Below are 22,832 nucleotides of genomic sequence, written 5' to 3'. Positions count from 1 at the left end.
GCCTAGTCCCTTAACGGGCTATGCGTCAGTTGGAAGCACTGTGAGCTTCAGCAGCCTCGCGCTCTCCCCTGACTTCAGCTGCGGTTTCGCGGCTCTTGGACCGCAGAATCCACAAAGCAATGACAGCGCAGAAAAAGACCACGAGCGACGTGATGTTATTAATACGCACACCGAATATCAGCGTTGCGTCATCGACGCGCATGAGTTCAATGAAGAAACGTCCCAAAGTGTAGGCCGCGACATAGAGCGCAAAGACGCGTCCTCCGCCCATCTTGAACTTTCGGTCCGCCCACACAATGACCAGACAGGCGAGGACGTTCCACACCATCTCGTAGAGAAACGTTGGATGCACCACGGCCAGCACTTCGCCTGTCGACGTTCCGGTGACAGGGGCAACCCGACCAAACTCATCAACTCGTTGGTAAATTTCCAGACCCCACGGAAGTGAAGTTGGGCCACCGTAGAGCTCCTGGTTGAACCAATTGCCCAAACGCCCAATGGCCTGTCCAAGGATGATTGCGGGTGCGGCCGCGTCAAGAACTGGCGCAAACGGCACCTTCCGCCACTTGGCGACCGCCCACGCGGCCAGCACCCCCAGCGCCACCGCTCCCCAGATGCCGAGGCCACCATTGGTGATTTTCAGTGCATCGGCGGGATTGGCGCCGAGGCCGAAGTACTTCTCCCAGTCAGTGGCGACGTGGTAGAGACGGCCGCCGATAATGCCCGCAGGAATAACCGCAATGGCAATGTCGAGGACCAACTCCGGGTCTCCACCCCTGGCCGCGTAGCGGCGCTGCATCCAATAAATGCCGACGAGTACGCCAACCAAGATGGAAATCGCGTAACCGCGCAGTGGTAGCGGTCCTAACTGCCACACCCCCTGCGGCGGAGAGGGAATGTTGGCCAGATACGTCGTTGCAGTTTCAGCGAGAACAAGGGTGGAACTCATAAATGCGCTAGCTCTCTCCTCGTACGCCCGCGGCGAGTTCACGGGCGAGCGTTACCAGGTCATCGGTGCTCTTCATCGCGGCCTTGATCAGTGTCGAGCCAACGATTACGCCATCCGCAAACTCGGCAATCTCCGCGGCCTGTGCCCCATTGGAGACACCCAAACCGACGCACACCGGTGTATCGGTGACCTCGCGCGTGCGGGCAACCAACTTGCCGGCGGCCGAGTCGACGCTAGCCTGGGCACCTGTGACACCCATGTGGCTGGTGGCGTAGACGAAGCCGGTCGACGCGGTGGCAGTTAGCTGCAGACGCTCGTTGGTCGATGACGGGGCCACCAACATGATGTTGGACAGACCATTGGCCTCAGCTGCACGCTGCCATTGGCCGGCCTCCTCGGGGATAAGATCCGGGATGATGGTGCCACGACCACCAGCGGCGGCCAAGTCCTTGGCGAAACGCTCCGGACCATACTGGAGAATCGGATTCCAGTAGCTCATGACCACACAGGTACCGCCGTGCTCGGTGACTTCGCGAACCACCCGCATAATCTCACGGGTACGGAAGCCCGCATCCAGAGCCACGTTGGCGGCATCCTGAATGGTTGGGCCATCCATCATCGGGTCGGAGAAAGGCAGGCCGACCTCGATGATGTCGGCGCCAGCGTCGACAATCGCCTTGATGTTCTCAATCGACTTATCGGTGGTCGGGAAACCCGCTGGGTAGTAGCCGATGAATGCTGCGCGGTTTTCCTCACGGACCTTGTCAAAGACGTCACTCAGACTCATTTAGGACTCCTCCATCAGATCAAACCACTTAGCAGCGGTGTCGACATCCTTGTCACCGCGACCGGAAACATTGACAATAATCAGCGGCTTACGGCCCAGCTCTTCATTCAGTTCACCGCTGATGAGTCGGGCGGCAGCCACCGCGTGTGCGGACTCGATAGCGGGCAGGATGCCCTCCATCCGAGTCAGGTCCTGGAATGCCTGCATCGCCTGGGTATCGGTCACCGGCAGGTAGGACGCGCGATCAATATCAGCCAGGTAAGAGTGCTCCGGGCCCACGCCCGGGTAATCCAGACCCGCGGAAATCGAATGAGACTCTGTAATCTGGCCGTCCTCGTTCTGCATCAGGGCGGCGAAGGAGCCCTGGAACACCCCCGGATTACCGGCGGCCGAAATCGGTGCTGCATGGCGACCGGTCTCAACACCGTCACCGCCAGCTTCAGCGCCAATCAGTCGAACCGATTCATCATCGATGAAGTGGTGGAACGCGCCGATCGCATTAGAACCGCCGCCGACACAGGCCACGACAGCGTCGGGAAGCGAGCCGGTCTCCGCGAGGATCTGCTGGCGTGCCTCGGCGCTGATGATGCGTTGGAAGTCGCGCACCATTGTTGGGAACGGGTGCGGGCCGGCTGCAGTGCCGAAGCAGTAGTAGGTGTCATCGGCGTGTGAAACCCAAAAACGCATGGCCTCATTGATCGCGTCCTTGAGAGTCTTCGAGCCAATCTCGACCTCGATAACCTCGGCACCAAGCAAACGCATGCGAGCGATATTGAGACGCTGGCGGATTGCGTCGACCTTGCCCATGTAGATACGGCAGTTAAGGCCGAGCAGCGCACAGGCAGTCGCGGTTGCGACACCGTGCTGGCCGGCACCGGTCTCGGCAATGATGTTCTTCTTGCCCATGCGCTTAGCAAGCAGAACCTGTCCCAAGACGTTATTAATCTTGTGGCTACCTGTGTGATTCAAATCCTCGCGCTTGAGCCAGACGTCAGCGCCGATATCAGCGGAGAACTTCTCCGCGTAGTACAGCGGCGAGGGACGTCCGACATAAGTACGCTGAAGCCGGTCGAGCTCATCGAGAAAATCCTGATCAACGCGGGCCTTCGCGTAGCCATCGGTGACCTCACCGATAACGGCCATCAGCGCCTCCGGCACAAACTGGCCGCCCCACTTACCCCAGTGCCCAATGGCATCTGACTCGTGGTTCGTTGTCTCCGCGATAACCTCACCCATCGTGGGCAGGCGGTCACCGCGGGCATCATGATTCTTGAAATCTTGGTCACTCACAGTTATCTATTGTGGACTATCCCCACCCGTTGCGGGGACATAAGGCCTAAGAAACTGTGGTGTGCCAGCACAACAGGTGTGACACGCAACTAAACTAGGCGCAGTTCGCAGCGCGGTACAGCTGCTTATCGCAACTGCGGTCTATCACTACTCGCTGCGGAGTGTCGGGTGGACACCGGCGGCAACGAGACGTCGGCAAGCCTCACCCGGCTTGCCCGCGGTAACCAGGCCCTCGCCCACCAGTACCGCGTCGGCGCCGTGGGAGGCGTAGTAGCGCAGTTCCTCCGGCCCCTTGACACCGGACTCTGCCACCTTCACAACATGATCCGGCAACATCGGCGCAAGGCGTTCGTACACGGAGAGATCCACGTCGAGGGTCTTTAGATTGCGGGCGTTGATGCCGAGGATCTTGGCACCAGCGGCCTCGGCGCGCTCGACCTCTTCTTCGGTGTGCGCCTCAACCAGAGCGTTCATGCCAAGCGACTCGGTGCGATCCAGCAGGGATTCCAGCGTCGGCTGATCCAAAGCGGAGCACATCAGCAGCACCAGGTCGGCACCGTGTGCGCGGGCCTCATGGACCTGGTACGGAGTGACGATGAAATCCTTGCGCAGCACTGGAATGTTGACCGCGCGGCGCACGGCATCGAGGTCGGCGAGCGAACCGCGGAAGCGGCGCTCCTCAGTCAGACAGGAAATGACAGCCGCGCCACCCTGCTCGTACTCTGCCGCCAAGACCTCCGGCGAAGGGATGTCAGCCAGCTCTCCCTTCGACGGAGAGGCACGCTTGACCTCTGCAATCACCTGCACCCCGGGCTTAGCCAGTGCCGCCACGGCATCAATCGGCGACGGCGCCTTCAGCGAGAGCTCCTTGATTTCACCGTAGGAAATCTTGGCTTCCCGAGCAGCGAGATCTTCCCGCACGCCCTCAATAATCTTGTCCAGAACGTTAGCCACGGCCTTACTCCTTATCCAGATCCGTAGGATCTACACCGGCATCCAAAGCATCCCACAGAACTCGACCCGACTGTGGGTCTTCCTCCAGGTCCTCGGCGATACGCTGACGGCGTACCTCCGGGGTCTCATACGCGCTGGACTTCTGCTTCTTCACAGTACCCGGTCGACGCACCAACAATACCGCCCCGACCAGCGCCAATGCGCAGCACAGCAAGGCCAGGGATGGCCCCATCGCATGCACTTCAATCGCTGAGATCTGCGCCCAGTCTGCCACAGTCACCGCATCACTGGCACGCTGTGAGGCGCTTCCCGATGTCAACAAATCCAGCGCCCGTTGGGAGTCCACACCGTCTTCTCCGCTGGCAAGCAGAGTCATCGGAGTCCACGACGCCGCAACTGCGAGCAGCGCCGCGAGGCCACCGACGATACGGCGCCCCAGTGAGCCCAAAATGGTGGTGGCAAACAGTGCAGCCACCATTGCCAGCGCAATCGACGTCAACTCTGGAGCCCAGACTGCGCCCACCAAATCTGTGGTCGCTGGACCGGACTTGTCATCAACAGTATCGACCGTCAGCCACGCACTACGGCTGCACAACCACATTCCCGCTGCGGCCACACCAATGAGGCCACCGGAGAGCATCGTTGTCGACTTCATCGAAAACCTAGCTCCTTTCCGCTGGGACTAGTGTCTCAGCTGCCGCGACAGCTCGCAGCACGGCCGCGGCCTTGTTGCGGGTCTCCTCATCCTCTGCCACCGGGTCAGAGTCACTGACAATTCCGCCGCCAGCCTGAACATAGACCGTATCGCCCTTCTTCACACCTGTGCGGATGGCAATTGCCTGATCGGTATTGCCCCGGAAGTCAAAGTATCCAACAGTGCCGCCGTAAACACCCCGACGCGTGTCTTCGAACTTGTCGATAATGCTCAGCGCGGAAGGCTTCGGCGCACCCGACAGCGTTCCCGCTGGGAAGGTGGCCGCGAACGCGTCGACGGCAGTGGCGTCGCTGGAAAGCTCGCCAGTGACCGTAGAGACCAGATGCATAACGTGACTGTAGCGCTCAATATGACGGAAGTCGTGCACAACAACACTGCCCGGGCGGCAGACACGTCCGAGGTCATTGCGGCCAAGATCAACGAGCATCAGATGCTCACTATTTTCCTTCTCGTCTGCCAGCAAATCAGCTTCCAGCGCATTGTCCTGCTCCACCGTGGCACCGCGCGGACGTGTGCCCGCGATGGGATTGGTGATGACCTCACTGCCCTGAACTGCCACGAGTGATTCCGGGGAGGAACCGACAATTTGAAAAGCGGTAGCGGAGAAGTCCTTGGTTGGAACGTTGACCAGGAACATGTAGGGCGACGGATTGGAAACCCGCAGGATGCGGTAGATATCAAATGCTGACGCCTGTGTGTCCATCTCGAACCGCTGCGAGAGCACAATCTGGAACGCATCACCAGCTCGGATGTGGTCCTTGCAACGCTCAATACGATCCATGTGGTCCTCGGCGGCGCGCTGGCGACGAATCACCGGCTCTGGGAAGCTAATTTCCGCCGGACGCAGATCAGAAGGCTCTGACAACCGCTCCACCATCGCATTGACACGGTCACAGGCGGTGTCATACGCCTGGTCAATCCGCTCATCCGAGCCGTCCCAGTTGACAGCATTGGAAATCAGCCACAGCACGCCCTCGTGGTGGTCAAAAGCAGCCAGGTCCTCCACCAGCAACTGCATGAGCTCAGGAATCTGCAAATCATTGTCAGTGGTATCCGGCAGCTGTGGCTCGATGTAGCGGACAATGTCATGCCCGAAGTAGCCAACGAGACCAGAGGTGAGCTTGGGCACCGAGGCATCGTCGGCAAGCGGGAGTTCCGTGTGCAGCAGCTCCAGCGTGCGACGCAGAGCATCCAACGGATTTCCGCCCTCTGGCGCACCCGACGGCGCATTGCCAATCCAGGTTGCCTCCCCCGCATCATCCACCGTCAGCGCAGCACGACTGCCGCAACCGATAAATGACCAGCGCGACCACGACTGCCCCACATCGGAGGACTCCAGCAAGAAAGTGCCGGGACGATCGGCCGCGAGCTTGCGGTAGGCCGACAGCGCCGTTTCGCCGTCCGCCAAAACCTTGCGAACCACGGGCACGACCCGATGGTGTGCAGCCAGTTCACGAAAGCGCTCACGCGTGGTCATGGTGATACGAGTCATAGCCGCTATTGTGCCACGCACCCCGGATTGCACATCACTTAACCCCGGACTTCACCGGAGGTGGGCGCGCTTGACGACGAAATCCCCACCTCGGCAACCCGGATCGACTGATTAGCCCTCGAACACGGGATGCACGTCAAAGCAGCTATGCGAGCCAGTGTGGCATGCCGCGCCGTCCTGCACTACCTGCATCAGCACGGTATCGCCATCACAGTCCAACGCCAGCGATGTCACGGTCTGGAAATGGCCGCTGGTAAGCCCCTTAATCCAGTACTCGGACCGGGAGCGCGACCAGTAGGTGCCGCGCTTGGTAGCGATGGTATATGCCAGTGCGTGGGAATCCATCCACGCCATCATGAGCACGCGGCCAGTGGATTCCTCCTGCACAATAGCGGGAATCAAGCCGTCAGCGTTGAACTTGGCGATGTTCGCGATATCTGCTGGGAGCGTGTACTCACGCGGATCTTCGCCGGCGCCGTGAGCTGCAGCGCCCGGGGCTAGACCAGTCACTGGCGCACCTCGATTCCCTCGCGGGCCATCTCTTCCTTAACCTCAGCAATGCTGACCTCGCCGAAGTGGAAAATGGATGCGGCCAACACCGCGTTGGCGCCGGCGCGCACTGCTGGCGGGAAGTGCTCTGCCTTGCCCGCACCGCCAGAGGCAATCACCGGGACGTCGACGGCAGCGCGGACTTTCTCCAGCAGCTCCAGGTCGAAGCCATCCTTGGTGCCGTCGCCATCCATGGAGTTCAGCAGAATCTCGCCGACCCCGAGCTCCTCGCCGCGGCGTGCCCACTCGACGGCGTCGATCCCCGCCGAGCGTGAACCACCGTGCGTCGTCACCTCGAAGCCCGACGGCTGCGGCGTGCCTCCCTCGGGAACGCGGCGGGCATCCACCGACAGGACGACACACTGCGCACCGAAGCGGCGCGACAGCTCGCTGAGCAGTTCTGGACGTGCGATCGCAGCGGTATTGACACTGACCTTGTCAGCTCCGGCGCGGAGCAGCTGATCGACATCCTCGACGCTGCGCACGCCACCGCCGACCGTCAGCGGAATGAAGACCTCACTTGCGGTGCGACGCACCACGTCGAGCATGGTGCCACGGCCATCCTTGGAAGCCGTGACATCCAGGAAGGTCAGCTCATCAGCGCCCTCCTCGCCATAGCGGCGAGCCAGCTCCACCGGATCGCCGGCATCACGGAGATTCTCAAAGTTAACCCCCTTGACGACCCGCCCATTGTTGACATCCAGGCAAGGAATCACGCGTACTGCCAGAGACATAGTTTTTAAGTTCTCCTCGTGTTAGCTCAAAGTTGTGGCTCGACGGTTTGCGCAACCACCCAGCTCGGGACGTCGCCCACGGTTTAGCTCCGGAAAGTCTCCGGACGACCCAGTTGGTCAATAATCGACCGCAGCGTGGCATGAACATCTCGAGTTCCCGCCAGCACGCCTACGGAATCATGCCGCCAGGGATTGCCCGCCAAGTCTGTGACCACGCCACCAGCTTCGGAAATCTGAAGTACACCAGCTGCGTTATCCCACACATGCGGTGAGAAAGTCACGGTGCCGCCGAATGCCCCCATCGCGGTGGAACCCAAGTCCACTCCGACAGAGCCAGTAATTCGGATCGTCGGATAGCGTTCGCCCACCTTTGACAGCAGCAGTTGGCGCCACTTGCGCGGGAGTGTGCCGTCGGTACTCGCGATGACGGACCCGAAGGCAATCGAAACCGGGCGGCCGGCCTCGGCGTCGATGTTGACGCGACGGCCGTTGACGAACGTGCCGCTACCTTTAGCTGCGGTAATACGCCGGCGTAGCAGAGGCATGGAGGTAATACCAACCACCGGCTCCCCCTCATGCATGAGTGTGAGCAGCATGGCACACAGCGGAAAGCCGTTGGAATAGTTCGTGGTGCCGTCAATCGGATCGATGACCCAGGCGGTATGTTCCTCGGGGACTTTGCCACCGAATTCTTCGCCGTAGACGGGCAGGCCAGAATACTGCGTGAGGAGCTGGCGCAGACGACGCTCAATTTCCAGGTCGGTCTCCGTCGCGAAATCTCCGCGCGGCTTCATGACAACCGGGTCCGCGCCCACCTGCTGAGTGAACAGGCCTTCAACCTCATCGAGCGCCGCTTCAGCAATAGCGAGCATCGCCCGCGGTTCCAGGGCATCCATACTTTCTTAGTCCTTCATCCGCCGTCTCAGCCGGGGTGCCGTTTGCTCGTTAACGCTTTCGCTTGACGACGTCTCCCCGGCCCGGCCACGAAAGTGTTCTCTTTAGCCGCGAGCTACTGCCAGGGCCTCTTCCAGGGTGAAACGCCCTGCGTAGAGCGCCTTACCCACAATTGCGGAGTCAACGCCCTCATCGACCAGTGTGGCAATAGCTGCAATGTCGTCCAGGCTGCTGACACCGCCGGAAGCGACGATTGGAGCATCGGTAGCAGCGGCGACCTCGCGCAGCAGTTCCACATTCGGCCCCTGCAGGGTGCCGTCCTTGGAGACGTCAGTCACCACGAAACGGGATGCACCCTGAGCATCCAGGCGCTCCAGCACCTCCCAGAGGTCACCACCGTCGGAGACCCAGCCGCGGCCGCGCAAGCGCCACTGCCCCTCTTCGTTAAGAACATCCAGACCAATGGCCACACGGTCGCCGTAGTTGGCGATAACCTCGCGGCACCACTCCGGATTCTCCAGTGCGGCGGTGCCAATATTGACACGGGCGCAGCCGGTGGCCAGCGCAGCCTCGAGCGAAGCGTTGTCACGGATACCGCCGGAGAGCTCCACCTTCACGTCGAGCTTGCCCACCACGTCGGCAAGCAGGTCGTAGTTCGAACCGCGACCGAACGCGGCGTCGAGATCGACCAGGTGGATCCACTCAGCGCCTGCGTTCTGCCAATTCATGGCAGCTTCCAGCGGTGCACCGTAGGAAGTCTCGGTTCCAGCAGCACCCTGAACAAGGCGCACAGCCTGGCCATCGGCTACGTCTACAGCGGGCAGCAGGGTCAAACTCATGGGGGCTCTACTCTCTTCGACTTTTGGGCGTTGTGGTCATAGTCGCCACGACGCTTGTTGCTAGTTATCTCAGTATAGGTGGTCTAGGTGGCGAAACTCCGTCACCTACCAGGTAGTGCGGTTAGGGCAGATACTACCGATTGGGCAACTACAGCGTGTCCACCCAGTTCTGCAGCAGCTTCAACCCTGCTTCACCAGACTTCTCAGGGTGGAACTGCGTGGCCCACAGCGGACCGTTTTCCACGGCTGCGATAAACCGATCGGATTCGTGGGCAGACCACGTCACCAGCGGCGGAGCGATGCGAGAATCCGTATCAAGGTCCCACTTGCGCACACCGTAGGAGTGGACGAAGTAAAAACGCTGATCTTCCAGTCCCTTAAACATCTTTGAGCCTTCCGGTACTTCAACCGTGTTCCAGCCCATGTGCGGCAGAATCGACGCCTCGAGACGCTCGACAGTACCGGGCCACTCACCACAACCCGGGGTGCCGGTGACAGCTGCGGATGCGTCGGTCTCCGCTGCATGGATGCCGTCGGCGTACTCGACGCCGCGGTCAAAGAGCACCTGCATACCGACACAGATTCCCATCACTGGTCGACCACCTGCGAGTCGAGAGCCAATCAGGCGCGGCCCTTGCACTCGATGCAAACCCTCCATGCATGCGGCATAGGCGCCGACGCCGGGAACGAGCAGACCATCGGCCTCCATCACGGCCTTCGGATCGGCGGTCACAATAACCTCGGCACCCGTGGTGGCCACAGCGCGCTCAGCTGAACGCAAATTACCGGAGCCGTAATCAAGGATGGCAACGGTCGGGGTCTTCGTCGAAGGTGAGACTTGTTCCATAGTTGGACATTTTAAGGCGCTGGGAATCGATGTTTGCCACTTACCCCAAGAAAACTGCCTGGACAGGAAAAAGTGCTGGTATACAACTACCGAATACTTTGGTAAACTCAAGGTTAACAACAGGTTAACTAAGTTATTGATTTATCCCTAATACTCCTGATTACTTTTCACAGAGAGGCTCCGACGCTATGACTACCGCATCCGTTCTTAGTAAATCATTTGCCATTGTCCGCGAGGACCTTCACCGGCTCTACGGTGCAGCCTGCGATGCTGCGACTATCGATTCCATCCTCGACGATGTCATTGCAGAGCTGTCCAGCTCTGCGAAGGTGACTAACTTCCTCCCCGTCCTCGCCGAACGCGAGGCCACCGAACGCATCAAGGCCGCGAGCGGATGCAAGGACTTCGCCCCGCGCCAAGAGATTCTCTTTGCCGATAGCCGCGGTTCCGGCCGTAGCCAGATTGCCACTGCCCTGGCCTACCACCTGGTTGGTGACGAAGTCTTTATCCGCACTATCGGCCTCAATCCAGAGGATGGCCTGAACCCTCGCGTCGTCGCGGCTCTTCACGACCGTGGCGTGGACACCTCACGCCTCACCCAAAAGGCGATTACTCCCCGCGTTTCCCACCGCGCCGACGTTGTCGTACTCATGGGCATCGACGAGACACCAGCAGTCCCCGGCGACCGCTACGTGGAATGGGATGTCGCAGATCCGGACAGTCTCACAGACGATGAGCTCCAGTCGCTTATCGACGATATCGAAACCCGCCTGCGGGCTCTCTTCACCGAGATGGACGTCGCCGTCGCGTAAACAGGCACGGCTGACCCCACACCGGGGGTGCATTTATTAACCAAAAAGAGTGGCTGCGCAAGAACTTGCGCAGCCACTCTTTTTCAAACGTCTCTTTGTATGTAGTTACTTCTTCTTGCGGTCCCGAACCGTCAAACGCGTCACTGCATTCTTTGCCGGGCGGGCAACACGCACAGCGGCCTCCGGCGTACGACGCTTGACGGCATCTCCCAGACGACGCAGCGTAGCGCGGGTGTTCTGGTACTCCGCCACGCGGTGCTTTCCGATGATTCGGTCGAGCACCGCACCAATGAGACCAACTGCCAGCAGAGCTGCCGCAAAGGCAAAGACAGCCGGGTACGGACGGAGTGCGGCCGCAGCTACGGCTCCCAGAACGAACGAGCCGATACCTGTGCCCGAGTCAAAGGACATGTTCCAGAAGGCACTGGCCTCAGCAGTACGGTCACGCGGCAGGCGGGCAAACATCAGCAGCAGAGCCTCATTTTGCACTATGCCGAAGCCCGCGCCGTAGAAAATGGCCGCAACCAGCAGCAGCCAGGCCGACAGATCAAAGAGAACCACGCCGGACATCATCAGCAGGCCAATAAAACCACTGATCAATGCCGGAATCAGCAGAATTCCAGCCTCCGACTTCCGGTCGGCGTAGATTCCTGCGAAATAACGGAACACCATCTGCGCGCCACCGAGAACAGACAGCGACAGGCCAGCCACAACCGCACCGGAGACCAGATCAATTTCGCGAGCTGCCGGGGCAAGGAATGCGGAAATACCACCAAAGCCCATCGCAATCGTGCAAATTGCGAGCGCGGGAATGGCCACCAGCTTCCATGTGGCAACGTGCTCAACGGGGCTCGGCTGAGTTGCTGCAGATCCGGGCACAGGATCGCCGACGTCTTCCTTGCCGCCCTTGCCCTCCTTCGGCGCTGGCTTAATCTTCGGGATAAAGAGTGCCATCAACGAACCGACAAGCGAGATGACGGCACCCAAGACATAAACAGGGGTGTAAGAACCCGTCTTGTCCGCAATGATTAGTCCTAGTGGCAAGAAAATGAGCTCAGATAAACCAACTGCCACACCGAGAACGCCAGAGGCCTTACCCAGAAATTTCATTGGCACTAGCTCGGCAATCAATGCGGACTCGGCGACAGTCAGCGCACCGAAGCCCATACCGCGGAGAACCGCAATGATGAGCACCAAAGCAGCATCGGTGCCAAAGATGTGCAGAATCGTCGGCAAGCCCAGAAACAAACCTGAAATCAGCATGGTCATGCCGTAGCCAAGACGGCGACACATACGTGGAGTCTGCGTTTGCGTGAGAACTGTGGCGGCCATAAAAACACCGGTGTAGGCACCGGCGAGCGAGGTTCCACCGCCATCGTCAAGAATTGCCTGCGGAATGACAGGCATGAGGAGTGACCAGCCACCGAAGGCGGCCATCACGGCGACTAGCGTAGGTACTAGTCCGGGCGCTTTCCACATGCTGTCCAGTTCGTCCAACTGCTTGCGGTCCATCACCCGGGACGCCATTTACTCCATCACTCCTATCAACCACAAAATTGCGCCGGCAAGCGCGATCACAGATAAGAGACCAAGGACAATTGTTCCGACCCTCGATCCGGATTTATAGAGTGACCACGTTCCGCCCACCAGCAGACCAGCGACAATGAACAAAAAATAAGTGCTCAGCGTCGATGCGGTAGACACCTGCGCTAAAAGCACGTCTACAGACGTTGTTACCATCGATTCCCCTAAAATGCCAGCTAAGGCGGATTTTCCGGTTTCCTACAGCGGCCGTCTACTACAGCTGCGACCTACAGAGTGCCCTTGGTCGACGGCACACCGTGGACGCGCGGGTCGTCCTCGACGGCAGCACGCAGGGCACGGGCCACAGCCTTGTACTCAGCCTCGGTGATATGGTGCGGATCGCGCCCGTAGAGACAGCGAACATGCAGCGCAATACGGGCATTTAGGGCGAAGGACTCAAAGAAGTGCTCGTTGATAACCGTTGCGTAGTGGCCACCAATAACGGCAGTCAACATCTGCTCTGGCTCGCCAGTGCCAACAAAATACGGACGGCCCGACACGTCAACCACTGCGTGCGTCAGCGTTTCGTCCATCGGAATGAAGCAGTCACCAAAGCGGCGAATACCGGACTTATCCCCCAGTGCCTGGGCAAACGCCTGCCCCATAACGATGCCGGTGTCCTCCACCGTGTGGTGCGCATCGACATCGGTGTCGCCGTTGGCGTGCACAGTCAGGTCGAAGCTGCCGTGGGAGCCGAAAGCGGTCAACATGTGGTCGAAGAACGGCAGACCGGTCGAAATATCGGTCTTGCCGGTGCCATCGAGATTCACCGAGCAGACGATGCTCGATTCGCGGGTGGCGCGCTCGACACGGCCAACGCGCTCAGTGCGCTCTGCCTCCAGATGGGCCTTATCACTGAAGTGCATAAGTCAGATCTCTCCTTGTAGTGGGATGTACCGGCAGCATTTCGCTTAAGCCAGCGCGGTCGCTGCCAATTTCTTGGCCGCCGCCAGCAGCGCATCATTTTCGCTGGGCAGACCAATAGTGGCACGCAGACGACCGGACACGCCAACATCGCGGATGAGTACTCCCTCATCCAAGAAGCTCTGCCATGCCGCCGCGGCATCGGCGAAGCGCCCGAAGAAGACGAAGTTCGAGTACGAGTCAATCACGTCGTAGCCATAGCTGTTCAGGGCGGCTACGACGCGGTCACGCTCGTCGGCAAGCTTTGCGACGGTCGACAGCGTCGCATCCGAGTGGCGGAGTGCAACCGTGGCTGCGGCCTGCGTCAACGTCGACAGGTGGTATGGCAGACGCACGAGCATCACAGCATCAATAAATGCCGGGTTAGCAACGAAGTAGCCAAGGCGGCCTCCGGCGAAGTCGAAAGCCTTGCTCATCGTACGGGAGACAACCAGCTTCGACGGGAACTCAGCCAGCAGCGTTGTCGCCGACGGCTCCTCAGTGAACTCGGCGTAGGCCTCATCGACAATGACGATGCCCGGCGCGGCTTCAATAATGCGGCGCAGGTCAGCGAGCGTGGTCAGATTGCCAGTCGGGTTGTTCGGAGTCGTGATGAAGATGACGTCAGGACGGTGCTCGGCAATGGCCGCGAGCGCACTATCCATGTCGATGTCGAAGGTCTCCGGGTCGCGGTCGATGCCGATGAACTCCGTCTGCGTGCCGGACGAGAGGATCGGGTGCATCGAGTAGCTGGGCACAAAGCCCATTGCGCTGCGCCCCGGCCCGCCAAATGCCTGCAGCAGCTGCTGGAGAATCTCATTGGAGCCGTTGGCGGCCCATACCTGGTCGACGGTGATGTCCACGCCGGTCTGGCGGGTGACATAGTCGGCGAGTGCGCTGCGCAGTGCTACTGCGTCACGGTCCGGGTAGCGGTTGAGGTCAGAGGCGACCTTCTCCAGTTGCGCCACCAGGTCGGCGATGAGGTCATCGGATGGCGGGTACGGGTTTTCGTTGGTGTTCAGGCGAACATCGACGTCGAGCTGCGGGGCACCGTAGGCTTCCTCGCCGCGCAGTTCGTCGCGCAGTGGCAAATCTGCCAGCGCCAACTTGGCTACCGACGGCTGTGGCTGATTCTCAGGCTGGTTGCTCATTAGTTGTTCCCCTTTTCTGCGCCATTGATCTCAGAGCCGAGAAGCGTCTCAAAGCGGGCACGGATGGCCTCGCCGTGCGCTGGCAGTCGTTCTTCGTTGGCCAGGACTACCACGCTGTCGGCAACTTCCTTCAACGCGACCTCGTTGTAGTCAATCATGTGGACCGACTTGAGGAAGGTGTGCGTTGACAGGCCCGAGGCGTGGCGGGCGGTGCCGGAGGTCGGCAACACGTGGTTAGAGCCGGCCGAGTAATCGCCCAGTGGCACCGGCGAGAAGCGACCGATGAAGATTGCGCCAGCGTTCGTAATACGTTCGGCATCGGCCTGCGCGTTTTCGGTGTGGATCTCCAGGTGCTCAGCGGCGTAGGCATCTGCAACCTGGATGCCGATATTCATGTCGTCGACAAGCACGATGCCAGACTGATCGCCGGTGAGCGCCTCGCGAACGCGGTCGGCGTTCATGGTGACCTCGTAGCGGTTTTCGACCTCGCGGTCGACGGTGGCGGCGAAATCGGCGTCGTCGGTGATAAGCACGCTGGCGGCCATGACGTCGTGCTCAGCCTGGGAAATCAGGTCGTAGGCGACGGAGACAGGATCAGCGGTGTTATCTGCGAGAATGGCAATTTCGGTCGGGCCAGCTTCGGCGTCGATACCGACGACCGAGCGGCACAGACGTTTAGCGGCGGTAACGAAGATGTTGCCCGGACCGGTGACCATGTCGACCGGCTCGAGGCTCTCATTTTCATCGCCGTATGCGAGCAGTGCGACGGCCTGTGCACCGCCGACGGCCCACACCTCGGTCACGCCAAGCAGCTTGCAGGCAGCCAGGATGGTCGGGTGCGGCCAGCCGTCGTTGTCGGCCTGTGGTGGAGAGGCGACGACGAGGGACTCCACACCAGCTTCCTGAGCTGGGATGACGTTCATCAATACAGACGACGGGTAGACGGCATTGCCCCCGGGGACGTAAAGACCGACGCGCGAAACCGGAATCCACTTCTCACGGACAATGCCGCCGGGAAGAATTTCAACAGTCTTGTCATTCGGCTTCTGAGCAGCGTGGAACGCGCGCACGCGCCCGATGGACTCCTGCAGAGCAGAGCGGACGTCCTCTTCCAGCGCGGCTTCCGCGGCATCGATAACCTCCGCTGGAACGCGCATGGATGCCGGACGAATACGGTCGAACTTCTCGGAGTACTCCATCGCCGCTTCCACACCACGGGCTGCCACGTCATCGACAACGGGCTTGACCGTGGGAATCATGGAATCAACGTCTGCCGCACCGCGCGGCAACACTCGACGCAGAGTGGCGGTGGTGGGAGTCTGACCGCGAAGATCAATAGTGGACAACATAATTAATTAGTAACCGCCTATTCGCACGATGGATTCATACGTGAGCACTTCAGAGTGACAAAGAAATGACAACAAAGTATTGAAAATCTCGGTCAAAGCCAAAGACTTTATCCACGGTTTTCGCTACTATTCGCCCTTAAAGGCACCCTTGAGTATGAACTAAGCATATCTTTCGCACGCCCGGTTCATACCGATTGCCCCATTTAACCCCTCATACTGTGGCGCAAGTTAGCTCCGCCACAGTGACCCATTACAGTGTTAAGGAAAGTAGTAACCAGTCGTAGAAAGGTCAGCTGTTGAACCAGGAAGGAAACAGCCCGGATTTGCCGGAGCTCGTCGCAGCCTACGCAGATGCGACCGCAGCCGACAATTCCCTGGCCACGCGCCAACTGGAATCAGTTTTCGCGCATCATTTCTACAACCCACAACTCTTTTCTGCTCCGGAAGCCCACGGCGTTACCGAACACGTCGGCGCGTTTTACCGCATAGTCCGCGAGGTCACCGAATCGCTCGGCATGATGACAGCTGCGCACGATGCCGCCCTGAACTGGATGGTATGGGCATCCGATAACGACAACGTCCCGGAGTACTGGCGCGCCCGGGCACGGCTAGCGGCGGATGAAGCCCGCCGCTACACCACCTTTATCGCCGATGGTCCAACCTCTGCTGCCGCAGAGACCGAAATCCCCCTCATCGCACGCATGAGCAGGGAAATCACCTCGTACCGGGCACTCGTGCTTGCCGACGATCTGGATGCCCCAACCAGCAGTCACAGCGCGGTGACCACGGATGCGGATGGGCTGCGGCCGCAGGAATCGTCGGCAAGCGAAGAAGCGGATGAACCGTTTAGCCCCCGCCAGTGGAAGAAGCGGGCGGCACTGACTGACGCGCTGATTCGGATTGCGAGCGCCTTGCGAAAGGTCAACCGTGAGGACTTGGCACAGGAGCTGCACGAGATGATTCGGGCACTGCCGAATGAGGATAAGTTTGAGTCGATTGCGCTGGCGAAGACTCTAACGGAGGCATCACTGCTGCACCGAGCCGGGAAGGTCGTCGACGCAGCGCGACTTTGCGCCTCACAGCTCAATGCAATCGGTAACCGCTCCGTAATCGCGGGCCTTGAGCTGAGGCAGAATTTGGCACGGTACTCGATAGAGACCGGTAATAGCGATACCGCGTTCCGAATGCTGTCGAACAACGTGGCAGTCGCGGACCAGCACAGACTGGACACTGACTATATTCTCGCGGTTCGTGAGATGGCAGACATCAACTTCGAGGTCGCACACAACAAACCCGATGCCGAGGAGATGCTGAAGCTGACTCAGCGCGCCCAGGACGTGTCAGAAGACTACCCCGACTGTGAAGTCACCATGGAAATCGCGCTGCTGAAGGCAACGGCACTGTACGAGCTCGGAGATTTCCGCCACGCCGGCCAGGAAGCGGAGTCGGTTGCAAAGTGGTCTGAGCCTACCCAGGATTCCGCGCGTACTGATTTTTCCTGTGCTATTGCGGCGGAATCGGCAGTCCAAGAGGGAAATACTGAACATGCGGCAGTGCTCTTCGACGCGCTGGCCGATATTCGTGCCGGATACTCGTCACCGATTTCACCTGCGGAAACTCTGATGAATGCCGCACTATCACTCAGTAACGTGGGCGCCACAAGTGAGTTGACCGACCACCTGATGGAACGCTCACGTGGCTACGTGGTTGGGTCCTGGGAATCGGCCAAGTGGCACGAAGCGCAGGCGCTGCTGTGCTGGTCTGTGTGGGACAACGACGGCGTGTACAAGTACTCCGACGAAGCTGCCGAGCTTTTCTTAGAAGCCCACGCCCCTGCCGACGCGGCCCGCACACTGACTATCGCGGTGCGTGCTGCTGCTAGTGATAACAATGAGGAACGCGCCCGCCGGTTCGCGATTCGCATCGGCGACCTAGTCGGCCCGGATCACCCGGTGCGCGATGAAGTTCGTGAACTAATGCGTAGCTTTTCAAACCCGGATTAACAGCGCATCCGGCTGTACAGGTCTGAAAAGCAAAGCAGTTTTGCATCTTCCCGATGCCACGGGCGAAGATAGTCCAATGGTCTGGTGGGAAGAAGAAAACTCTGAGTCTGAAATTCAAGTTGGCGATTGGGATGCCGGCATCGCTGCCGACCACGTGTCAGTGAATTCGGAAAACGCATCAGCAACGGAGAACTCGTCCGATCCCTTGGACTTTCCTCCCCTGCCCAATCCGCTAAAGGCATTGCCGGACTCCCTCCCGGAGCTGCTGGTTATTTCCCGCAAGGCCGGTGCCACGCTCGACCACGTCACCAGTTGGCGCGCTGTCACCAAGTTCGCCCACACGCACTGGTTGGCCGACGCGCCTACCAACTCCCCCGATGTCATTGGCGAATTCCACGCACTTAGGCATGCAGTTGCCGACCAACTGGAATTGGTAGAAGAAGCCGCTGCTGCACGCGCCGAGTGGCTGCGCTGGGCAACTGAGGCCAACATCCGCCCCGCGATCTTGCACGCACGCTCCTACGGAGCATTCGCCGAGGCTGAGGCCTTCATCGACGCCAACCCAGGTGATGCCATCACCGGCCGGCGCCCCGAGGACTCCGAAATCCCTGAGCTGATCAGCCTTGCTAAGGACATCGTCGCCACCACTCCACAGCCCGGCGAGGCCTATTACTACCTGGTCAGCGCGGCTGTTGCCGGCGCCGCAGCATCGCTGGCGCGCCGGGCGGAAATCGCCGGTCAGCTCTCTGAATGGTCCGCACGCTGGGCACCAAAGCGAAGCAGTTTCGACGACCGGAAGCTGTTGGAGGCGCAGCTCGCGCACAGCCGTGGTGAGCTGCGCAGGGCCGCCCGCATCGCTGCCAGCGTCGCAGCGGCTCCTCAGTCGGAACCCGTCACCACGACGATTGAAGCGCGCCAATTTCTGGCTTTTCTCTCTCTGGAAGCTGGTGAGGAAGCGGAGGCAATCCGCCAGCTACGCCCAATCGTGCAGGCTGGTCTCGATGCAGGACTCACGGTCGCGGTGCTTCGCAGCGTGCGTCTGCTCTGTGCGCTTCTCAACGCCCACGGCGATTTCGCGGAATCCGCCGAATTTGCCCGCCGCGCGCTCGCCAGCGCCGAGGGCATGCCAGTCAACCCCATCACCATGGATATCCAGCTCGTTTTGGCCCGCAGTCTCCTCGATGCCGACGAGGTTGACGAGGCACTGCGCTTTGCCGAACCAGTTGCGCACTGGTCAGCATTTACTGCCGATGAAGAACGCACCGACGCGGCGTTTTCTATTGCCTCCACAGCCGCGGGGCTCGGCAATAATCCCCGCCAGGCGGCAAAGCTGCTCATCGAACACGGCGAGCACCTTGAACGCAACGGCGATACCAAGGGCGCTGCCAAGGCCTACCGTCAGGCTGCGCGTTCCATCATTCATGTCATTGACCTGGTCATTTCCGAAGAGGGCTCCGAATTCACCGGCGAGATTGTCTCTGAGGACGCTTCCGCCGCCATTGACCACACGCTCAACGAGGCTGAGGACCTTCTGCTGCGTTCTCAGAAGCTCATCTCCGACGACTGGTCACTCGCCGACTGGCACGACGATGCCGCCTACGTCTTCTACTCCGCTGGCCGCGACACGTTGGCTATCAACCATGTGGAAGCCGCCGCGAAGGGCTACCTGCAGTCCGGCGATGGCGAGGAAGCCGCCCGCGCGCTGCTGGCGGGGGTTCGCTACCGTCTCGACGCGGGTGATTCCGACGGAGCCGCCGCCTATGCTCGGCGCGTCGAAGAGCTTCTGCCCCGCGACGTGTGGGAAGGCCATCCTGTTCTCGATGCCCTTGACGTCATCATCATTCAGTCGCTTGACGACGAATACTAGCGCCCCGCCCACTTCGGTACTGGCGGTGACACAAAGTAGAGTGTTAGGTCATGACTACTTCTGGTGATTCCGCGACTTCTAGCCCGCAGCAGCTTTTCGACGCCGCCACGGCATTGGCTGAGGAAAACAACCTCTGGGAAGCAGCCCTAACTCTGATGCAGGGGTTCGAGGAACTCGGCGACAAGGCTGATGCCCCGCAGACCGACAGTCTGGGGCGCCCCATCCGTGGCTCTGCACCGAAGCTGATGGACAAGGCCGCGGACTGGTTGGATTTGCTGGATAACCTGGAGAAAGACGGCTTCGAGCCGACTGCGGACACCCCTCCGCGCCACTTGCGCTGGGCGATGTGGCACACCTTGAACGGCCAGGCAGAGATTCGTCGAGGACATCAGGGGCGCGCCATTGATCACCTGGAGTTAGCGGCGGGACTTTTCCAGTCCGACAAGCTCAATATCCAGGCCGTGCCTCTGCTTGCACAAATTGCACAGTGCCACCTGCATTTGGGCGATGTCGGTGCTGCGGAGAAGGCGCTTTACCGCGCACAGGAAACCTGTGATGAGCAATCACGGGAGCGCTGGGGGTCGGCACTAAGCGAGATTGGGGCAGAGATCGCCCGTCGCCTGTAGGCGAAGCTACGAGGCGAAACCGGGGGCTGATTCAGCTACTGCTCGTCGAAGTCGAGTCCGACATCGAACACCTTGGCCGAGTGGGTTAGCGCGCCCACAGCCAGGTAATCGACACCACAGGACGCGTACTCACGAGCCACATCGATGGTCAGTCCACCAGAGGACTCCAGCTGGGTGGCCGGAGAAATCTGCGAGCGGCGCTGCACCGCGATCTGGGTCTCCCAGACCTCGAAGTTGTCCAGCATGACGATGTCCGGCTTCATCGGCAGGATTTCATCGAGCTGTGCGAGGGTATCGACTTCCACCTCGCACGGCAGCTCCGGGTACTGATCCCGCACCCTCTTCAACGCACCGGACACGGAACCGACGGCCACCACGTGGTTGTCCTTAATCAGTGCTTCATCGCCCAAAGCGTAGCGGTGGTTAATTCCGCCGCCGCAGGTCACAGAATACTTTTCCAGGTTGCGCAGACCCGGCAGTGTCTTTCGGGAATCGCGCACCCGCGCACCGGTGCCGATAATCGCGTCAGCCCACTGGCGCGTCGCAGTAGCTACACCACTGGCGTGCGTGAGGATATTCAGCATTGTCCGCTCAGCAGTCAGCAACCCCCGAGTCGGCGCAGAAATCGTTGCCAGCACTGTGCCAGGACGCACCAGGGTGCCATCTTCAACGTGCTTTTCGACGGTGAACTCACCCGAGATGACCTCCTGCAGCGTCCACTCCACCGCATCGATTGCCGCGATAACGCCCTCTTGCCGGGCCACCAGGCGGGCGAGTGCCTGCGCAGATGCCGAGACTGTCGACAGCGAGGTCACATCCGGCCCGAAGCTCATATCTTCCTGCAGTGCCGTCCGAATGAGGCCACGGGTGATGTTTTCGTTCAGCACCCCGCGCAGAGTGTCCTTCTCAAGAGTCATGGCTAGCTAATCCCTGTCCTTTTCAAACCAAGTGTGGCACCCCAAAGTATATGGTCGTGCCAATGCCGCTTCGACGACTTTCCTTGCGGCTACGACCTGAACCGATTGCGGGAGCCGATCGATAACCGCCAACGTCTGCCGCAAACTCTGCTCATTGCGCGTTACACCAGCGCCTTCCTGCATCGCCGTCTGCAACCGGAAAAGCTGACGCGGCTCCAGTTCTGGCCGTAGCTGCGGCAGGCTTTCAACGGCCGCTGCGAATTCCTCGTCCCCGACCGGCACAGCGTGTGTTTCAGCGACTTTTTCGGCCACCCGCTTGCCGACGACCAGTCCCTCCAGCAACGAATTGGAAGCCAACCTGTTGGCACCGTGAAGTCCCGTCGCGGAGCATTCGCCGGCCGCAAAGAGACCCGGCACGCTAGTTGCACCGAATGGGTCGACGGCAATGCCACCACAGGTGTAGTGGACCGCCGGTGCCACGGGAATGAGGTCCTTGGTCGGATCAATCTCCGCTGCGGTCAGGCCCGCTGTGATCGTCGGAAAGCGGGCGGCGAAGTTGTCGATGTGACGTGCGTCGAGGAAGACGTGGTCCTCGCCGAGCTCGCGCATGCGGGTCGCGATGGCGCGCGAGACGATATCGCGCGGAGCCAGGTCCCCGCGAGGGTCAACGCCGGCGGTCACACTGTTGCCCCGGGAGTCGACGAGAATGGCTCCTTCACCACGGACCGCCTCGCTGATGAGATGGCGTCGGCCGGTGCCGTCTGATGCCGAGCGCTCGTCATAGAGCACTGTCGGGTGGAACTGGATGAATTCCATGTCCCGAATCTCCGCACCGGCATCGGAGGCCATGCCGATAGCCTCACCGCGGGCGCCCGAGGGGGCCGTGGTCGCACGGTAAATATGGCCCACGCCACCGGTAGCCAGCAGAGTGGCGCCTGCGCGAATAGCGCCGCCACCACGGGGATCCGCTACCAGCGCCCCCAGCACGCGGCCGCCTTTGCCAGCGATGAGCTGGCGCGCTGTAGCGTTTTGCAGTACTCGCACGCCGGTGACTGAGGCCTCTAGAGCGCGCTCGATTTCAGCACCAGTGGCGTCACCGCCGGCATGAATGATGCGCCGCGTGTGGTGTCCGCCCTCTTTAGTGCGGGAATAAACGGCCGGGTTATCCGGTGCCGGGTCGAATGTAGCGCCTAGCCCGATTAGCCACTCGGTCGCCGCAGCGCCGGCGCGGATGATGGAAGCCACAGCCTCTTCATCGCCGTGTCCGGCACCGGCATCGAGAGTATCCGCGATATGGGAATCAGTGGTGTCGTCGAACCCGTTGGCCACATGGCCGCTGGGGTCGTCGTCAAGCCCGACGACCGCGAGCCCGCCCTGGGCGAGATTCGTGGCAGCATCGGCGAAACGCAGCTGTTTGCGGGCACCGACGCGCCACTCGACGCTGTCGATAACCAGCACGTCGAGGCCGAGCTCAAGAGCCCGACGCGCAGCACTGAGCCCTGCGACTCCCCCGCCGATGACGAGGAAGTCACACGTCAGTGTCCAACTGTCGAATGATGGGCGCAGACCA

Annotated in this window: 21 protein-coding genes; 4 read left to right on the top strand and 17 right to left on the bottom strand. The window is 60.5% G+C overall.

All coding sequences use genetic code 11. From position 1 onward, the window contains the following. Window positions 1–25: 25 nt before the first annotated feature. The 11 genes from lgt to hisH all read right to left on the bottom strand — a co-directional run bounded on the left by lgt (window position 26) and on the right by hisH (window position 10,050). On the bottom strand, window positions 26–949 hold the full coding sequence (lgt, locus tag AB1Z34_RS03415) for a prolipoprotein diacylglyceryl transferase (RefSeq protein ID WP_049190023.1): 924 nt from the start codon (window positions 947–949) through the stop codon (window positions 26–28). Between the two features lie 7 nt (window positions 950–956). Further along, window positions 957–1,736, bottom strand: coding sequence for a tryptophan synthase subunit alpha (gene trpA / locus AB1Z34_RS03410; protein WP_367157898.1), 780 nt, complete (start codon window positions 1,734–1,736; stop codon window positions 957–959). Then, window positions 1,737–2,972 (bottom strand): tryptophan synthase subunit beta, encoded by a 1,236-nt coding sequence (trpB, locus tag AB1Z34_RS03405; RefSeq protein WP_048734799.1) that lies wholly within the window; start codon window positions 2,970–2,972, stop codon window positions 1,737–1,739. A 201-nt stretch (window positions 2,973–3,173) separates the two neighbouring features. Further along, window positions 3,174–3,980 (bottom strand): indole-3-glycerol phosphate synthase TrpC, encoded by an 807-nt coding sequence (trpC, locus tag AB1Z34_RS03400; RefSeq protein WP_016422942.1) that lies wholly within the window; start codon window positions 3,978–3,980, stop codon window positions 3,174–3,176. Window positions 3,981–3,984: 4 nt separating this feature from the next. Then, the gene (locus tag AB1Z34_RS03395; RefSeq protein WP_049182100.1) at window positions 3,985–4,635 is read right to left on the bottom strand and encodes a TIGR02234 family membrane protein; all 651 of its coding nucleotides are present in this window, start codon (window positions 4,633–4,635) and stop codon (window positions 3,985–3,987) included. A gap of 7 nt (window positions 4,636–4,642) precedes the next feature. Continuing rightward, the gene (locus AB1Z34_RS03390; protein WP_367157897.1) at window positions 4,643–6,187 is read right to left on the bottom strand and encodes an anthranilate synthase component I; all 1,545 of its coding nucleotides are present in this window, start codon (window positions 6,185–6,187) and stop codon (window positions 4,643–4,645) included. A 111-nt stretch (window positions 6,188–6,298) separates the two neighbouring features. Continuing rightward, a complete protein-coding gene (hisI, locus tag AB1Z34_RS03385) occupies window positions 6,299–6,622 on the bottom strand; it encodes a phosphoribosyl-AMP cyclohydrolase (RefSeq protein ID WP_172954653.1) in 324 nt (107 codons plus the stop codon). A 71-nt stretch (window positions 6,623–6,693) separates the two neighbouring features. Continuing rightward, the gene (hisF, locus tag AB1Z34_RS03380; RefSeq protein ID WP_005510401.1) at window positions 6,694–7,470 is read right to left on the bottom strand and encodes an imidazole glycerol phosphate synthase subunit HisF; all 777 of its coding nucleotides are present in this window, start codon (window positions 7,468–7,470) and stop codon (window positions 6,694–6,696) included. A gap of 83 nt (window positions 7,471–7,553) precedes the next feature. Next, window positions 7,554–8,366: an inositol monophosphatase gene (locus tag AB1Z34_RS03375; protein ID WP_048734639.1), complete on the bottom strand. Its 813-nt coding sequence runs from the start codon at window positions 8,364–8,366 to the stop codon at window positions 7,554–7,556. 102 nt (window positions 8,367–8,468) lie between these two features. Beyond that, on the bottom strand, window positions 8,469–9,203 hold the full coding sequence (priA, locus tag AB1Z34_RS03370) for a bifunctional 1-(5-phosphoribosyl)-5-((5-phosphoribosylamino)methylideneamino)imidazole-4-carboxamide isomerase/phosphoribosylanthranilate isomerase PriA (RefSeq protein WP_016422946.1): 735 nt from the start codon (window positions 9,201–9,203) through the stop codon (window positions 8,469–8,471). Between the two features lie 148 nt (window positions 9,204–9,351). Next, window positions 9,352–10,050, bottom strand: coding sequence for an imidazole glycerol phosphate synthase subunit HisH (gene hisH, locus AB1Z34_RS03365; RefSeq protein WP_367157896.1), 699 nt, complete (start codon window positions 10,048–10,050; stop codon window positions 9,352–9,354). A 188-nt stretch (window positions 10,051–10,238) separates the two neighbouring features. On the opposite strand from hisH, the gene AB1Z34_RS03360 reads away from it, so the two are divergent. Further along, a complete protein-coding gene (locus AB1Z34_RS03360) occupies window positions 10,239–10,862 on the top strand; it encodes a low molecular weight phosphatase family protein (RefSeq protein ID WP_367157895.1) in 624 nt (207 codons plus the stop codon). 105 nt (window positions 10,863–10,967) lie between these two features. Here the strand turns inward: AB1Z34_RS03360 and AB1Z34_RS03355 are convergent, their stop codons facing one another. From AB1Z34_RS03355 to hisD, 4 genes are all read right to left on the bottom strand, one after another. Then, window positions 10,968–12,389 carry an MFS transporter gene (locus AB1Z34_RS03355; protein WP_367157894.1) on the bottom strand — a complete coding sequence of 474 codons (1,422 nt, stop codon included), beginning with the start codon at window positions 12,387–12,389 and terminating at the stop codon, window positions 10,968–10,970. A gap of 284 nt (window positions 12,390–12,673) precedes the next feature. After that, window positions 12,674–13,312, bottom strand: a complete 639-nt coding sequence (gene hisB, locus AB1Z34_RS03350; protein WP_284857489.1) for an imidazoleglycerol-phosphate dehydratase HisB — start codon at window positions 13,310–13,312, stop codon at window positions 12,674–12,676. A 45-nt stretch (window positions 13,313–13,357) separates the two neighbouring features. Then, window positions 13,358–14,500 (bottom strand): histidinol-phosphate transaminase, encoded by a 1,143-nt coding sequence (locus AB1Z34_RS03345; RefSeq protein WP_367157893.1) that lies wholly within the window; start codon window positions 14,498–14,500, stop codon window positions 13,358–13,360. Then, entirely contained in the window at window positions 14,500–15,849 is a 1,350-nt protein-coding gene (gene hisD, locus AB1Z34_RS03340) for a histidinol dehydrogenase (protein ID WP_367157892.1), read from the bottom strand. The genes AB1Z34_RS03345 and hisD overlap by 1 nt, the downstream gene beginning before the upstream one ends. Window positions 15,850–16,145: 296 nt before the next feature. Here hisD and AB1Z34_RS03335 point away from each other — a divergent pair, with 296 nt between their 5' ends. The 3 genes from AB1Z34_RS03335 to AB1Z34_RS03325 all read left to right on the top strand — a co-directional run bounded on the left by AB1Z34_RS03335 (window position 16,146) and on the right by AB1Z34_RS03325 (window position 20,345). Next, window positions 16,146–17,852 (top strand): hypothetical protein, encoded by a 1,707-nt coding sequence (locus AB1Z34_RS03335; protein WP_049190029.1) that lies wholly within the window; start codon window positions 16,146–16,148, stop codon window positions 17,850–17,852. Window positions 17,853–17,928: 76 nt separating this feature from the next. Then, on the top strand, window positions 17,929–19,719 hold the full coding sequence (locus tag AB1Z34_RS03330; protein WP_070862942.1) for a hypothetical protein: 1,791 nt from the start codon (window positions 17,929–17,931) through the stop codon (window positions 19,717–19,719). Window positions 19,720–19,769: 50 nt separating this feature from the next. Beyond that, window positions 19,770–20,345, top strand: coding sequence for a hypothetical protein (locus AB1Z34_RS03325; RefSeq protein ID WP_048734664.1), 576 nt, complete (start codon window positions 19,770–19,772; stop codon window positions 20,343–20,345). Window positions 20,346–20,380: 35 nt separating this feature from the next. Here the strand turns inward: AB1Z34_RS03325 and nadC are convergent, their stop codons facing one another. Both nadC and AB1Z34_RS03315 read right to left on the bottom strand, forming a co-directional pair. Beyond that, the gene (nadC, locus tag AB1Z34_RS03320) at window positions 20,381–21,262 is read right to left on the bottom strand and encodes a carboxylating nicotinate-nucleotide diphosphorylase (RefSeq protein WP_367157891.1); all 882 of its coding nucleotides are present in this window, start codon (window positions 21,260–21,262) and stop codon (window positions 20,381–20,383) included. A 6-nt stretch (window positions 21,263–21,268) separates the two neighbouring features. Beyond that, entirely contained in the window at window positions 21,269–22,828 is a 1,560-nt protein-coding gene (locus AB1Z34_RS03315; RefSeq protein WP_367157934.1) for an L-aspartate oxidase, read from the bottom strand. Window positions 22,829–22,832: the final 4 nt, after the last annotated feature.

This window comes from Corynebacterium sp. 045007 (assembly GCF_040743205.1).
Lineage (GTDB): Bacteria > Actinomycetota > Actinomycetes > Mycobacteriales > Mycobacteriaceae > Corynebacterium > Corynebacterium jeikeium_D.
This window is presented reverse-complemented; position numbering and strand designations above follow the sequence as displayed.